The sequence below is a fragment of the Psychrobacter sp. BI730 genome, assembly GCF_013414195.1.
Classification (GTDB): domain Bacteria; phylum Pseudomonadota; class Gammaproteobacteria; order Pseudomonadales; family Moraxellaceae; genus Psychrobacter.
The window spans coordinates 160,251-175,127 of sequence record NZ_JAATTV010000008.1 but is presented as its reverse complement, the minus strand read 5'-3'; the positions used below and the strand labels follow the sequence as shown (position 1 = coordinate 175,127).

Sequence of the window (14,877 nt, the reverse complement as noted above, 5' to 3'; positions counted from 1 at the left end):
ACTCTATAATATAGCGTACCATACAAACCTAAAACTTAGCCTAACTCACCTTATCCCACATCTTGCTTAGACGCTTGGGCGATACTGCCATACGAGTTTTCATAGGCTGGGCAAACAGTTGAATACGATACTCTTCCACCATCCAACGATACTCACTGATAGCTTCTTTATCCGCACGTCCTGCTAGCCGCTCCATATGCAAGTCAAGCGCGTAGACGCCATCAAGGTCAGCGTCGAGATTGTGCTCCAGACGCTCTAGTCGAATCTGTAGCGCTTCAAGATAGCGTGGGTACTGTTGCCAGTGGCTATAGTCCATCCGATAAACAAAATCTGCCAAATGTAAGTCTTCTAGCTGATCTTCGATATCATCGATAGACTCACCAAATATCTCACGATCTAACATCAATAACCCTTGGCGAATGCGCTGCCAACGAGTGTAGACATTCTTAAGCGTTTTGATGACGCTTTGACCAGTTAATAAGAAGTTATTCACTACCACTTCGAGAGTTTGTGCATACTCTTCAGAGGTAAACGGTAGCTCCTCGCTCAATCCAACTGCGATGTTATCAGCGCTTTCTGGTAAATTTTCAGAATGATCAAATAAGACATAGTGCTCTTCGAGAGCCGCGTCTAACGCAGCATCTATAACGATCGTTTTGAGTTTATCCATGTCGCCAAGTGGCGCAAATGCCAGTTTAAAGATACTATCGATTTGGCTCGTTAATTGCTTTTTCTTTGCACCAAGTTTGCCTTTGATTAAAGTCAGCACCCCGATACGATGTGCTTGAAGTGCTGCATTGACATCAGTGTATTGATGAATCGATACAGCTTCTCCCGCTTCATCAGCGACAAGCGCTGCAAACTGTTTCATCACCACACCTGCACTATGATGGTTTTTGCTAAAAGCAAAATGCTCAGGGAACTCAGTATGCACGCCTTGCTGCTCATTTACCGCTTGACTGGTTTCAGATGCATGACGAATCTGTAGGGTTTGTAGATCACGGCCTTTTTCGATGATACGGTTTTTCTCATCGACCACGCAGATTTGTGGCTGCAAATAACGATCAATCGTAGATGGATTGAAGTTCTCTGGCGTCACCGACATGATACCGCGACGATGTAATGCCTGACACAGCTGCTTCAGTAACCCTTGTCCACCCTTTGGTTGCAACTCATCAAACAAACTGTCTGCAGTATTGGGTATCGGTACGATTTGACGACGTATCTCTTTTGGTAGCGACTTGAGCAGCTGCAACACCAATTCATAGCGCCAACCGGGCACGCCCCACAGTAGCTCAATAGCGTCGAGCTGCGGTAATGCGGCAAGCGGTACACGTATGGTCACACCATCATCATCGCTGGCTGGATCAAAGATATAGCGGAGTGGCAGCTTTAGATCGCCCAGCTTCCACACTTCTGGGAAGTCACCTGTGGTCGGCGCTTGGCTATTAAGTACGTCTTCATCAGTAAAGAATAGATGCTTGGCATTATGCTTTTCGACTTCTGCACGCCAATCTTCAAACGCTTTGCGACTGGCAACGTGCTCAGGAATTTTCTTATCATAGAACTGATACAGCGTCTCTTCATCTACCAACAAATCGCGGCGACGCAGCTTGTCTTCGATACGCTCAACATGAGCAATCTTATCCATGTTATGTTGTAAAAATGGTGCATTGCGACCAAAGTTGCCCGTCACTAAGCCATCACGGATAAATATCTCTCGTGATTCAACTAAATTAACTTGCTCATAGTTAGTCAGCTGCTTACTAATAATAATCAGCCCAAACAAACTAATCTGTGCGTAAGCTTTGACGCGTCCTGTTTTCTTGGACCAATGTGGTTCGAAATAGTGATATTTCAGCAAGTCACCTGCTGCTGAAATAATCCATTCTGGTTCGATTTTGGCAACAGTACGCATAAAGACTTGTGAAGTCTCCACCATTTCAAATGCCATCACCCAAGGGGGTATTTGTTTAAACACCGTACTGGCTGGGAATATCTTGGCCTTTTGCTGACGCGCAGCCAAATACTCACCGCGGCTTTCAGTCTTATGCGCGATGATAGACAATAAACCCGTCAATAACGCTCTATGCAGATTGGCATATTTGACCGCTTTTAGCTCTTCATCTTCGATCGCTGTCGGATCATTGACAGCCACATTTTTATCAGCAGCTTTTGATTCATTGACATCAGTTAATTTCAGCTCAGTGACCATTTGTACCAATTGACGGTGTGTCTGATGCCATTCACGTACACGTGGGAAGCTTAAATAGTTTTTCTTAGCAAACTGCTTACGCTGATTACCAGACAGTTTATTGCCGTCTTCATCTTTTTCAAACAGCGCCTTCCATAGGCTCAGATAAAACAAAAAGTCAGAGTCGTCTTGACGGAAGACCGCATGCTTTTGATCCGCTTGTGTACGTTTATTGGCAGGACGCTCACGTGGATCCTGTACAGCAAGCGCGGCCACAACGATCAGCATTTCACGAATACAATCAAAATCAGAACCAGCCACCAGCATACGTGCCAGCCTTGGATCGATTGGCATACGTGCCATTTTCTGACCAGTCGCTGTCAAACGTAGGTGATCAAGCCCTTTTCTCGCTTTTGGCTTGTTAGCTTTGTCTTGAGCAGCAATGTCTTTCTTAGAAGTAATAGCGCCCAATTCATCTAGCAGTTTATGACCATCAGTAACCAATCGGCTATCAGGCGGCTCAATGAATTCAAAGTCATCCACACTACCTAGACGTAGATTGGCCATTTGCAAGATTACTGACGCTAAGTTAGTACGTAAAATCTCAGGCTCAGTAAACTCAGGGCGGCCACTAAAATCTTCTTCACTATAAAGACGAATACAAACACCTGGAGCAACACGCCCACAGCGACCTTTACGCTGATTGGCAGCTGCTTGTGAAATTGCTTCAATCGGTAAACGCTGTACGCGTGAGCGATATGAGTAACGCGAAATCCGCGCAAAACCCAAGTCAATAACATAACGAATACCCGGTACGGTTAATGCGGTCTCAGCAACGTTGGTCGCGATAACAATACGGCGACCTCGACCCGATGGTTGAAAGATACGCTGCTGCTCTTCATAAGTCTGCCGTGCAAACAATGGCAGTACTTCTGTATGGCGAGGGCCATGACGCTCAAGCACTTCCTGCGTCTCGCGAATCTCCGCTTCAGTCGCAGCAAATATCAAAATATCCGCTTGATCGGCGTGACCCTTACTCTGCGCATCGCTAAAGCACTCTTCGACAGCGGCGACCACAGCACGTGGCAGGTTCTCTTCAAAATCATCGTAGCTGTCATCTTCTGAGCTATTCACTGGCTCATCTGTCAACGGACGATAACGGACTTCTACTGGAAAGCTACGGCCTTCTACATTAAAAATAGGCGCAGGGACTTGCCGTTTAAGCTTGCTATCATAACGGCTAAAGTATTCACTAAAGCGCTTGGTATCAAGGGTTGCCGAGGTAATAATGACTTTTAAATCTGGGCGCTTGGGCAGCATCTTTTTGAGATAACCCATAATAAAATCGATGTTTAAACTACGCTCATGCGCCTCATCGATAATAATCGTATCGTACTTACTCAAGAACCGATCATGACCCAACTCAGCGAGCAAAATACCATCCGTCATGAGCTTTACAACAGATTGCGCTGTCCCTTGCTCATTAAAGCGAATCTTAAAACTGACCGTATTACCTAATGGCTCACCCAGCTCTTCTGCGATACGGTTTGCCACACTACGAGCAGCCAATCGTCTTGGCTGTGTATGCCCTATCTGGCCTGTAATACCGCGCCCTGCTAGCATCGCAAGCTTAGGCAACTGCGTCGTTTTACCAGAACCCGTCTCACCAGCGACAATAATGACTTGATTATCGATAATCGCTTGTACTAAGTCTTCTGCGCGCTGGCTAACAGGCAGATCTAGATTTAGTTTGGCAGGTAAATCACTTGGAATACTATCGATACGTGCCTGCACAGCTTCTTGAGAACGCGTTTTTATTTTCTCGTACTGAGCACGTTTTTTAGCGAGTACATCATCTGAGTTGTTCTTTTGTTCAGAACCCTGATTAGGTTGTTTCTTCTTAGACACAGCAGCACGTGCCAGCTCTCGTTCAAGACGGCTTAAGTAATAGCTGTCTTTAGCAAGTACTGGTAGATCCGCCAGTGGTACTGCTGGCTTCTTAGTATCTTGAGTTTCATTTACAGTAGATGTATCTGAATCGCTGTTTTCAGGAATATTGGGCTTAGAAGTATTGGGCATATTTGCTTAGGCTATTTATTATGTAGAATTGGTTAGATTATGGGGGTAATTGGGGTATGATTCAAGTTAGTCGAGTCCTGATTGCTCTCGTAAGCTGTCCATTAGGTTTATTTAATCAAGCGTGTATTGAGTTACTTTTATAAAATTTAGATAAATCTATTATAGCGCCAATTTCTTTAAATTCTTGATGCTTAGATAGCCGACGTACTCTTTGTCTTCTTTAGCATTCAGCTCATCTGTATCACTAATAGGCTCAATCGAAAGCTGAACATTGGAGATAAGATCATTTACGTTATATATGTCATCTATATCTACTGCAAACTTATCATCAATATGAGAAGCTGCATTGAAAGGTGACGTTTTATCTTTAAAAGTAGATTGCTTATAAAAATCACTTTTTTTTGCTTGTTTGATCGCGTCAGCTTGGTTAGGTGCAACGATGAGTAGCTTATAATGGAATTCTTCAAAACTGTCCTGCTGATAGCCACCTAGATTGATAAAGAATAACTTTAAGTCAGCAGCAGCCTTTAATTGCTGACTTGGTTCAATTAACTTAATGGCATAACTACCCACTTTGGCAATCGCTCGATACGAATCAATATGCCATTTATTTTTTACCTCAGGCCAATGTTCATTGATATCTCCTATCAAGTCACTCACTTGACTGGCTGCACCAAAGAAAATATCGTGTTGCTCAATCAGACGGCCTTTAGGACGGCCGCCCAATTGAACCATATATAGTGTTAGCATTTTACGTAATCTCTATTAAATAAAAACCCATAGTTAATCTAAAGGTAATGCTGTCATTGCTAGGATAGAACGTTTTTAAGTACTGTCATACTGGAATCACTCTACCCGTCTTCAATGCAAATGCCCAATCTTCACGTCCGTTTCTTAGAGCCATATTTGCTGCTGCTTCATGGTCATAAGCGACCCTGACATGCTCAGTTTGCCAATGTTTACCTTGTTGAGTCTCAATACATTTGATAAGAGCATAATTAGCATGAGGCGAATAAGTTTGCATCTTATGAATAATAGGCAAATCGTCTTCGTAAGCTGGATAGCCAACGCTACCACTATTCACAATAGTTTGTCCTGACGACAGTACTACTGTACGCGGGATGTGTGTATGACCACATAAGATAACATCATTATCAATACCATCAAGTAACGCCAATATAGTCGCATCATTACGCACTATTGGTTGACCCGTTTCGATATCCTCTAGTAAATATATCATGTCATCGGTCGGCGAACCATGGCAGAGGTATACATCCTCACTAACATGAAAATAAAATGGCAAAGACCGCATCCATTCAATCGCTTTTTTAGAGAGATCTTTGATAATAAAACCCATGGTTGGATTATTAGCAATTTCTGCCGTAGTGGCTTCATAAATCTGCCTATCCTGATTGCCTCTAATGGTAATAATATCATCTCGATTTGCCATTAATAGCTCATAGGTAGCATGAGGTGCTATTGGCCCGTATAAAATATCACCAAGATTGACAATCTGATCAACATCTCGATATCTTATATCGGCAAGCACAGCTTCAAGAGCGTAGATATTACTATGAATATCTGAAATCGCAGCGATGGTTGTTATCTGTTTCTTTTCTAAGTTATCCATTTCCTGACTCACTAATTAAAAACTGCTTTACAACGTCAACGGTTGCTAACGGATCTTCTTCGTGCGGTACATGACCTAAGTTATCAAATATTTTAAGCTGACTATTACGTATATCTCTATGAAATAACGCGGCATTTCCTACAGGAATAAGATCATCTTTTGCACCCCATAAGATCAAAGTCGGCATGTCTAGCTGCTTTATTTGAGCTTGATCGCTCTCATCATCAGTTTCATTTAGGCGACGACTCAAAGCCTGCCGATTACCTTTACGTAGGGTCAATTCATAGTATCTATTAACTAAGGCATCGTTTACTTTGCTATTGTCTGCATACACACTTAAAACGCTTTTCTCAACAACACTTCTGGGTAGGATACGATTTAAAATTGGTGACATCATTGGATATTTAGCAAGTTTAAAACCAATAGGGACATGTTTGGGTGTTGCTGGATAACCAACTGAGTCTACCAATATCAATTGACTGACACGCTCAGGATACAAAGCGGCGGTGCGCCACGCTACCTTGCCTCCTAATGAATTACCGGCTAGCGTGACACGATCCAATTTCAAATGATTGAGTACTTCAATGACAAACGCCGCATAATTTTCGCTGCTGTATCGCGTGCTCTCATCCACGTAAGGACCGGTCAAACCGAACCCTGGTAAATCCATGCTCACGACACAGTATTGATCAGACAGCGCCTTGGTCCAGCCCTCCCATGTATGCAAACTTGCCGATGTACCATGCAATAAAACGATTGTTTCGGGTCGGTTTTTTTCGGCTGCATCGCCACGGTGTGTATGACAATTAGCTGACTGCACTACATGCGCCTGCATACCTTGTATGTCTATAAATTCGCTGTTGGGTAGTTGCCATTGTTTTAACTCAGCGATGGTACGATCAGGTGCCCAATATTTTGCTATAAATGCCATTAACACGGCAATTGCGCCTAGTAATATCAGAACAGTTGCTTTTAATAAGTACTGTGTCATGTGATCAAATCCATTTAATAAGATGACGTTAATAATAAACATTCTATACCGTTATCTCATACGATAAGCCATAAAAAACCCCAACGTTCAATTTGTCTTGAACATCGGGGTTTCACTTATACTAAGCAGATATGACTAGGATTGTAATGACTACTTGATTATATCAAGAAAAAGTACGCCCATAGCCCGATAACGATAGTAGCAATGATATTTAATATGATACCTGTACGAATCATTTCTGTTTGCTTGATCAAACCTGTACCAAACACAATAGCATTTGGCGGTGTGGCAACTGGCAACATAAAAGCACACGATGCACCAATACCGATGACCAATACGAGCACCTCATGTGGCAAACCCATCTGCTCTGCAATAGCGGCAAATACAGGCACTAACAATGCTGCCGAGGCAGTATTGGAAGCAAATTCTGTCAAGAAAATAATAAATGCTGAGACTGCCATCATCACAATGATAAGTGGTGCAGAAGACAGCGCAGTTGCTACGGTTTCCCCTAGTACCAAAGACGCCCCAGATACTTTCAAAATTGTCGATAGCGCAATACCACCACCAAACAACATGAGCACACCCCAATCCGTATTGTCTGATACTTGCTTCCAAGATACCAATCCTAAGCTCACTACCGCAGCTGCTGCTGATAGTGCAACGATAGCATCAGTGTTCGTGATATCTAAAGCTGCTCCGATCTTTTTGGAAAATATCCAGCTCAATGCCGTAACGATAAAGACGATGATAGTGACGATGCGTGGCTTGTTCCAAGCAATCGGCGCATCGTCAACAAGGACAATGGTACGATTTAGGTTCGGCTTTAGGAACACATACATCGCACCCAACAATAATGGTAACAGTACCAGCATCATTGGAATACCAAACTTCATCCAGTCTACAAAGGCAATATCGAGCGCCTTTGCTGCAATAGCGTTTGGCGGCGAACCAACAATCGTACCTAGGCCGCCAAGGCTGGCTGAATAAGCAATACCTAATAGTACAAAGACAAACGTACCGCGGTCTTTTTCACGATCGACTTGCGTCAAGATACCGAGTGCCAATGGGAGCATCATCGCAGCCGTAGCGGTATTCGATATCCACATCGATAAAAATGCCGTCACACCAAATATCAAAAATACTGCTGTACTCAGTTTGCCACCAGACATCGATAGAATCTTTAGTGCGATTTTTTTGTCTAGCTGCTGCACATGCAATGCTGCTGCCAAGGCAAAACCACCAAAGAATAGATAAATAGTAGGATTGGCAAAGCTTTGCAGACCGATTTCAGCATCGAAGTCTGGTATGCCAACCAAGGCACCGATTACTACGACAAGTAGCGCTGTTATGGTGACGTGCACAGCTTCTGTAAGCCAAAGCACCCCAATGAAAAACAGGACTGCGAGACCTTTATTAGCATTGATATCGAACGGCAACACATTATAAATAATCAACGCAATAATCGCGGCAATAGCGACCACAATTAACCCTTTTCCTGTACCTTTTGGGAAGGTATCAGTAAATAAATATTCATTACCATCATTAGGAAGATGGCTATCTAGCTTTTGCTCTGACATAGAATGTCCTTATTGAATCAAAGACGGTGTAAGAAACCTAAAAATAAAACATAAATTATCGGTTAGTGTATTTTGATAAACACATTACCATTGAGGTAAATCTAATTATCTGCAGACATCACTTGAGATATATACGTCGAAACTCGCTTTTCTACAACTTATGCTAGTAATCCGTAAACTTAGTCGCTAACCACGTGATCAGCTTTATTATTAGTTGCATGGTTGATTGCAGTCTCAGTTACACATAGTCACTAAACAAGTGTACTCTGTATATGTACAAGACTATGACCACATTGCATACTAGGTAAGTTAAATAAAAGCCAAGCGCTAATAAATGCGAGCGTCAACGAATAAAGATTTAATTAAAACATCTCTATTAAGAAGTAAATAAAAACACTGGAGTACTTTATGACAGACTCAAATAAAACGGACTCAACGACCAAAATGGCACCAAAAGACATCAATCAAGATGGCCTAGCCAAAGAAGATCAACAACGTACTGACGACTCTATGCTCGATATGATGCAAGGGATGCATGAGCACGAAGATCATAAAGAATAAGACCAAAGCATGTTTTGATAGCTCGCTATTCTACACCTAAATAAACATGCAAAAAACCAATACAGTTAATAATAGGCACGATAGGCGTTTATCACTATGATAAGCGCCTATCTTTTTTTGGTTCTCTCACCTCTGGCAGATGATCTGAGACATAGTTGTATACAAATGCTGCTGTAGATACAATGGCGATGGGAACAAACAAAGCATCATAGCTGACTTTTGCAAACAAGAAAGCGCCTACTGCGCTACCACCGCAGAAACAATACCAGATAATGGCTTGAAACCCTAAGGTTGGCTTACTAATAGAACGACCAGCAAGCCAATTACCAATTGCCGCCCCCATGTCTGAGGTCAGCCCTGTCAAGTGGGTGGTCCGAATGACCGCCCCACTATAAGTTGCCACCATCGCATTTTGCAGTCCACATGCCATTGCTGCTGCTAATTGCCCTAAGTAATCATGCTGCTGATACAACCAATAGCTAACCAACAGTAGTGCTGCTTCTAGATATAGCGCTCGTCCATAACGACGACCGAGTTTCAATGATGTCTGTCCAATGACAAAGCCGCTTAGTATAGCCCCTGCCAAAAAGGACAGCAACAAGGTACCAATATATAAAATACTACGCGCGTCTGAATGAGCGATTGCCGCTGCAAACAAGCTCACATTGCCCGTGACGTGCGAAACTGATAAATTGGCAAACCCCATTAACGCCGTCGTATTCACGCAACCAGCACTAAAGGCCAATACCGCCCCGCCCCATAGTATCCACCTTGGTAACTTGGTTATCATATCCCTCGTCCAAAAGCACGCAGCCAAAAAGCACGTAGCCAAAAAGACTCATAGTATAACTAGAAAAGACAGCCATTTGGCTGTCTTTTCTATTATCAAACGAATCATCTATAACAATTACTGTGCTGGTTCATCAAGCATCATCAACTGCTCGCTGATAGCTACTGTATTGAAGCCTGCATCAACGAACATAATCTCACCTGTGATACCAGATGCCCACGGCGACAATAAGAATAACGCAGCGTTACCTACTTCTGTCTGTGTGATATTGCGTTGTAATGGCGCAATTTTTTCGCTGATATCGAGCATTTTACGGAAAGATTTGATACCACTAGCCGCTAGCGTGCGGATAGGACCTGCAGATATCGCATTAACACGGATACCTTCACCGCCCATAGACGTTGCTAAATAACGAACACTGGCTTCTAAACTGGCTTTTGCCATACCCATGACATTATAGTTTGGCAATACTGAAATACTGCCTTCGTAGGTCAATGTCAACATAGAACCATGGCGCATCGCTAGTAATTCACGAGCCGCTTTAGCCAATGCAACGAAGCTATAGCTAGAGATGTCATGCGCGATGTGACTGCCTTCACGAGTCGTTGCGCTAACAAAATCCCCATCCAACTGATCCATTGGGGCAAAACCAATGGCGTGTACCACACCATCAATACCATCACCCCAATGCGCGGTTACTTGCTCAAAACAAGCAGCAATCGACTCATCAGAGGCGACATCACACTCTAGCACCAAATCCGCTTCGAACTGTTCGGCAGCCATGTCCACACGCTTTTTGATTTTATCATTCGGATAAGTCAGGATCAGTGAGGCGCCTTCGCGGTGTAGCGCTTCTGCAATAGCCCAGGCGATAGAGAGTTTACTTGCGATGCCAGTTACGACAAATCGTTGTCCTTGCAATAGCATAAGATTTCCTTTTGAATCAATCGAGATGATTTAGAGTATAGGTTTATTTAGAGTAATCAGAAAGTGACGCGTCATGAAATGATGCAAATCAAAAGATGACTTATTATACACGAATTAGTTTAAGTAAACAGTCGTAAACTGTACTTGTCGACTCTCATTAACGTTGTATTAACCTCTCATTTAGTAAACCAATCAGATATCTGCCATCCATAACGGTCTTTATATAAACGTTCTAAACGTTATACACCGTTATAGTTATGACCCTATTGATTTGTCTGACGACTCTGAACAGATTAAACACTCAACTGCTTGCTACAGCAGTATGAAGTTCAGCAGATTTCGAGTATAATCACAGCCCTTCCCAGCTTGCACAATTTTATAAGAATCCTGACATGATAGGATTCAACGTTAAGCTACACCCACATTTTGGATGGCTGCCAAACTTATGAGTAACACCCCAATAATAACCCCAGATTATAAAGAAAGTACCGAATCCTATCGCCAACTGATTGGTTCAACTGGCGAAGACTTAGATCGTCCTGGTTTATTAGACACGCCTGTACGTGCGGCAAAGGCTTTTGCTCACTTAACCAAAGGCTATCATCAAAGCATTGAAGAGGTGGTCAATGATGCGGTTTTTCCATCGACCAATCGTGAGCTAGTACTGGTACAGAACATTGAGTTTTATTCACTGTGCGAGCATCATATGCTACCGTTCCATGGTGTGGCTCATATTGGCTACCTGCCTGATGGTCAAGTACTGGGGCTATCGAAGTTTGCCCGCATTGTCGATATGTTTGCCCGTCGTCTACAAATACAAGAAAACCTGAGTGAACAGATTGCACAAACCATCATGGATGTTACTGGCTGTCGCGGCGTGGCGGTAGTCATAGATGCCTCGCACATGTGTATGATGATGCGCGGTGTCAGCAAACAGCATTCAACCACGCGTAGTACCGCGATGCTTGGTGAGTATCAACACAACAATCAAGCTCGTAATGAGTTTTTGGGTGCCGTCCCTAAGCGCCAACCGGCGTTTTAAACTATTAATATTTTAGGCTGTTATGAGTAACAACAAACAAAAAGGACGCTAATGCGTCCTTTTTATTTGGCTGAGCGATAGAAAATAGCACTAACCAACTGGTTTTACATCATCTACCCAATCGCCATAACCAGCAGCTTCCATATCTGCAAGCGGAATAAAGCGGAGCGCTGCTGAGTTCATGCAATAGCGCTTACCTGTCGGTGCTGGACCGTCATCAAATACATGGCCCACGTGTGAGTCCGCGTAACGGCTACGAATTTCAGTACGGGTTCCAAATATTCCTCTATCTGGCTTTTCAACCACTAAGCTCGTATCCAATGGGCGAGTAAAGCTCGGCCAACCTGTACCAGACTTATATTTATCACGCGAAGAATACAGTGGCTCACCAGATACGACGTCCACGTACAATCCAGGCTCTTTATTATCCCAGTACTCATTATCAAAGGCGCGCTCGGTACCTTCTTTTTGTGTGACCTTGTACTGAATATCACTAAGGGACTTCTTTAGCGCATCTTGTGAAGGTTTTACAAATGTATCTGGGTTAAAACCTTTGCCTACCTTACTATCCGATGTGTTATTTGGCGTCACTTGCTGTGTGCTATCTGCTTCGGGCGTAAACTTACTAAAATCAAGCTCATAGTTTTTACCATAGACACTCTCGATAAATTGATAGCGACCAGAATTAAAGGTATAAGCTTTATAGCGTATCGGGTTCTTTTTATAATAATCCTGATGATACTCTTCAGCAGGATAAAAAGTGCTAGCAGGAACAATCTCGATCACTACTGGCTTGTCATACACACCAGATGCTTGCAGGGATTGCTTGGCTGCTTCTGCGATTTGCTTTTCTTGCGCATTGTTATAGAAAATTGCTGGACGGTACTGTGTGCCGCGATCAACATACTGCCCTTTATCATCAGTAGGATCAGCGATTCTCCATAGCGCCTTTACTATACCATTGTAAGTAATCTTCTTAGGATCATAATACACCTGCGCCGCTTCTGTATGCCCAGTACCACCTGCCGACACCTGCTTGTAGGTTGGGTTTTCAGCGGTGCCACCCGTATAGCCAGACACGACTTCTACCACGCCAGGGATTTTTTCATAACCTGCTTCAACACACCAAAAACACCCACCCGCTACTGTGGCTACTGCCAATCCTGGCGTAGTCGGTGCATATGGGTTAGCGGCAGTTGTGTTCTTTACAGTAGAGCTGTTTTCAGTTGATGCGCAGCCTGCGTAAATCGCACTACTCGCTATGATAACTAACCCTATAATTCTAGATGGTAATATGCGGTTCATGAAAATCTCCTAAGCGTAATGTCCTTTACATATCCTAACGCTTTTGTATCACTAAAACATTCCTATACTGTTATATATTTACAGTTTATTAAGATATTTTTTATCAACTGAGTTTAATTACAATATAAATTAAACGGTTATTTGATAACGATTATATATTTTAGTATGAGTTAACTATAGAAATAAGGCGGAAACTTTATTACCTCAATGCATTAAAAAAGCCCATTCTCAAAAAAGTAATGGGCTTTTATTTATCGTAAGGTTATCAATGTAAGCATAGGATTACGAAGATTTTTGGCTACCTTTATCAGCACGTTCGTCACTTACCTGCTTAATTTTCGTTAGAATTTCTTTGATTTCAGTTGCTGACAGATAGGTTGGCACGGCATAAGTATCGCTGACCTCTTTTGCAGCTGCCTTTGCAATATCATTAAAGTCGCTGGTTTGCATACCATTGACAGTCGGATCAATATTTAGATCTGCAATCAAGTCTCTAACTTGCGCAATCAGGTTATCTGCTATCTCACTATCGCCATTAGCTGCTTGACCATCCTGTACCATACCAGTTCTTTTCGCCAATGCAGCCAGTCTTTTTTTGCTCGCTTTGCGATTGACGTCGAGCACATAAGGCAACACGATGGCGTTAGCACGACCATGCGGAATACTATAGTAAGCGCCTAACTGATGCGCAATAGCATGCACATAACCCAGACCTGCTTTGTTAAAGGCAATCCCGCCGTAATGAGCGGCGATACCCATCTCTTCTCTTGCTTTTAAATTGCCACCGTCTTTATAAGCTAGTGGTAGGTAATGCATAACAGATTTTACGGCAGAGGCTGCATAATAATCTGTCTCTACGCTAGCATTGGCACTCATCCATGCTTCTAAAGCATGGGTCAATACATCAATGCCAGTATCTGCTGTTATATGGGCTGGCATGCCTTTCATAATAACTGGGTCAATCGCAGCGGCTAGTGGTACCATTCTTGGGTCGATAGACAATGCTTTTTGATGCGTTTTGTCATCAGACACTACTGCACCAAGTGTCGCTTCTGAACCCGTGCCAGCTGTCGTTGGTACGCAGTATAGCGGCGTTGCAGGCTTTCTTGCTTTAAGAATACCGATTAGCTGCTTTGGCTTGCACTTATTGCCTTGAGACATTGCTATCATTTTGGCCGCATCGATCACTGAGCCGCCACCAATAGCTATGATAGAGTCACAATTGGCCTCTATAGACTGACGTAGTCCTTCTTCAACTACTTTAAAAGTAGGATCTGGCGTAACACCGTCATAGATGTGGTAACTGATATTTTTCGCATCTAGATAATCGGTAACTTTTGCTGGTATGCCCAGTTTGTTGAGCACTGCATCCGTGACAATAAACACATTGGTATTGCCTTCATTGATAAGCATATCGCATAGCTCGTCACAGGCAGTCTCGCCAACGAATAACATCGGTCTTCTGATAGGTATCACATAAGATACTGCTTTTAATACCTTTGCCCGAGTCTTAGCCACAGCCAAATAACCAGCATGCTGCAAACTGTTGTTCTTTACCAATTTAGTAATACTGTTTTGTGTTTTCATGAGCACAAAAATCCTTTTTAATGATGGTTTTAACGGCAATAAAGACCGTTAAAGACCGTTTTTGCCAGCCAGTTAAATATTACTAATTTACGAGCGCCAGAATGTATAAAGATACGTATCACAGCATTATAAAATGGGCAGCTCTCTAAAATTATTGTACCACTGCTCTTTTCAATATGTCGCTATTATTA

The 14,877-nt window shown here is 42.9% G+C and carries 11 protein-coding genes; 2 read left to right on the top strand and 9 right to left on the bottom strand.

The features are described from left to right. Positions 1–40: 40 nt before the first annotated feature. The 5 genes from hrpA to HCZ91_RS08150 form a co-directional block, all read right to left on the bottom strand. Positions 41–4,273, bottom strand: coding sequence for an ATP-dependent RNA helicase HrpA (hrpA, locus tag HCZ91_RS08170; protein WP_257020007.1), 4,233 nt, complete (start codon positions 4,271–4,273; stop codon positions 41–43). A 159-nt stretch (positions 4,274–4,432) separates the two neighbouring features. After that, on the bottom strand, positions 4,433–5,023 hold the full coding sequence (locus HCZ91_RS08165; RefSeq protein WP_102091714.1) for a DUF1543 domain-containing protein: 591 nt from the start codon (positions 5,021–5,023) through the stop codon (positions 4,433–4,435). An 85-nt stretch (positions 5,024–5,108) separates the two neighbouring features. Continuing rightward, positions 5,109–5,903 carry a metallophosphoesterase family protein gene (locus HCZ91_RS08160; protein ID WP_102078401.1) on the bottom strand — a complete coding sequence of 265 codons (795 nt, stop codon included), beginning with the start codon at positions 5,901–5,903 and terminating at the stop codon, positions 5,109–5,111. Beyond that, the gene (locus HCZ91_RS08155; RefSeq protein WP_179798994.1) at positions 5,896–6,894 is read right to left on the bottom strand and encodes an alpha/beta hydrolase; all 999 of its coding nucleotides are present in this window, start codon (positions 6,892–6,894) and stop codon (positions 5,896–5,898) included. Before HCZ91_RS08155 ends, HCZ91_RS08160 begins: the two co-directional genes overlap by 8 nt. A gap of 158 nt (positions 6,895–7,052) precedes the next feature. Then, on the bottom strand, positions 7,053–8,474 hold the full coding sequence (locus HCZ91_RS08150; protein WP_179798993.1) for a DASS family sodium-coupled anion symporter: 1,422 nt from the start codon (positions 8,472–8,474) through the stop codon (positions 7,053–7,055). A gap of 408 nt (positions 8,475–8,882) precedes the next feature. Between HCZ91_RS08150 and HCZ91_RS08145 the strand changes: the two genes are divergently transcribed. Next, positions 8,883–9,035, top strand: a complete 153-nt coding sequence (locus HCZ91_RS08145) for a hypothetical protein (RefSeq protein WP_166739249.1) — start codon at positions 8,883–8,885, stop codon at positions 9,033–9,035. Positions 9,036–9,129: 94 nt separating this feature from the next. Here the strand turns inward: HCZ91_RS08145 and HCZ91_RS08140 are convergent, their stop codons facing one another. Next, positions 9,130–9,825, bottom strand: coding sequence for a YoaK family protein (locus HCZ91_RS08140; RefSeq protein WP_179798992.1), 696 nt, complete (start codon positions 9,823–9,825; stop codon positions 9,130–9,132). Positions 9,826–9,942: 117 nt separating this feature from the next. Beyond that, entirely contained in the window at positions 9,943–10,752 is an 810-nt protein-coding gene (locus tag HCZ91_RS08135; RefSeq protein WP_179798991.1) for an enoyl-ACP reductase, read from the bottom strand. A gap of 445 nt (positions 10,753–11,197) precedes the next feature. Here HCZ91_RS08135 and folE point away from each other — a divergent pair, with 445 nt between their 5' ends. Continuing rightward, positions 11,198–11,794, top strand: coding sequence for a GTP cyclohydrolase I FolE (gene folE, locus HCZ91_RS08130; protein WP_179798990.1), 597 nt, complete (start codon positions 11,198–11,200; stop codon positions 11,792–11,794). 90 nt (positions 11,795–11,884) lie between these two features. Here folE and msrB read toward each other — a convergent pair whose 3' ends face one another. Both msrB and HCZ91_RS08120 read right to left on the bottom strand, forming a co-directional pair. Continuing rightward, complete coding sequence (msrB, locus tag HCZ91_RS08125; RefSeq protein ID WP_179798989.1) at positions 11,885–13,099, bottom strand: peptide-methionine (R)-S-oxide reductase MsrB; 1,215 nt, start codon at positions 13,097–13,099, stop codon at positions 11,885–11,887. Between the two features lie 282 nt (positions 13,100–13,381). Then, positions 13,382–14,686: an iron-containing alcohol dehydrogenase gene (locus tag HCZ91_RS08120; RefSeq protein WP_179798988.1), complete on the bottom strand. Its 1,305-nt coding sequence runs from the start codon at positions 14,684–14,686 to the stop codon at positions 13,382–13,384. Between the last annotated feature and the right edge of the window lie 191 nt (positions 14,687–14,877).

What these genes read in the sequence shown, in the direction of transcription:
- hrpA (WP_257020007.1), bottom strand. Translation starts at nt 4,273, where the DNA reads ATGCCCAATACTTCTAAGCCCAATATTCCTGAAAACAGCGATTCAGAT.
- HCZ91_RS08165 (WP_102091714.1), bottom strand. Translation starts at nt 5,023, where the DNA reads ATGCTAACACTATATATGGTTCAATTGGGCGGCCGTCCTAAAGGCCGT.
- HCZ91_RS08160 (WP_102078401.1), bottom strand. Translation starts at nt 5,903, where the DNA reads ATGGATAACTTAGAAAAGAAACAGATAACAACCATCGCTGCGATTTCA.
- HCZ91_RS08155 (WP_179798994.1), bottom strand. Translation starts at nt 6,894, where the DNA reads ATGACACAGTACTTATTAAAAGCAACTGTTCTGATATTACTAGGCGCA.
- HCZ91_RS08150 (WP_179798993.1), bottom strand. Translation starts at nt 8,474, where the DNA reads ATGTCAGAGCAAAAGCTAGATAGCCATCTTCCTAATGATGGTAATGAA.
- HCZ91_RS08145 (WP_166739249.1), top strand. Translation starts at nt 8,883, where the DNA reads ATGACAGACTCAAATAAAACGGACTCAACGACCAAAATGGCACCAAAA.
- HCZ91_RS08140 (WP_179798992.1), bottom strand. Translation starts at nt 9,825, where the DNA reads ATGATAACCAAGTTACCAAGGTGGATACTATGGGGCGGGGCGGTATTG.
- HCZ91_RS08135 (WP_179798991.1), bottom strand. Translation starts at nt 10,752, where the DNA reads ATGCTATTGCAAGGACAACGATTTGTCGTAACTGGCATCGCAAGTAAA.
- folE (WP_179798990.1), top strand. Translation starts at nt 11,198, where the DNA reads ATGAGTAACACCCCAATAATAACCCCAGATTATAAAGAAAGTACCGAA.
- msrB (WP_179798989.1), bottom strand. Translation starts at nt 13,099, where the DNA reads ATGAACCGCATATTACCATCTAGAATTATAGGGTTAGTTATCATAGCG.
- HCZ91_RS08120 (WP_179798988.1), bottom strand. Translation starts at nt 14,686, where the DNA reads ATGAAAACACAAAACAGTATTACTAAATTGGTAAAGAACAACAGTTTG.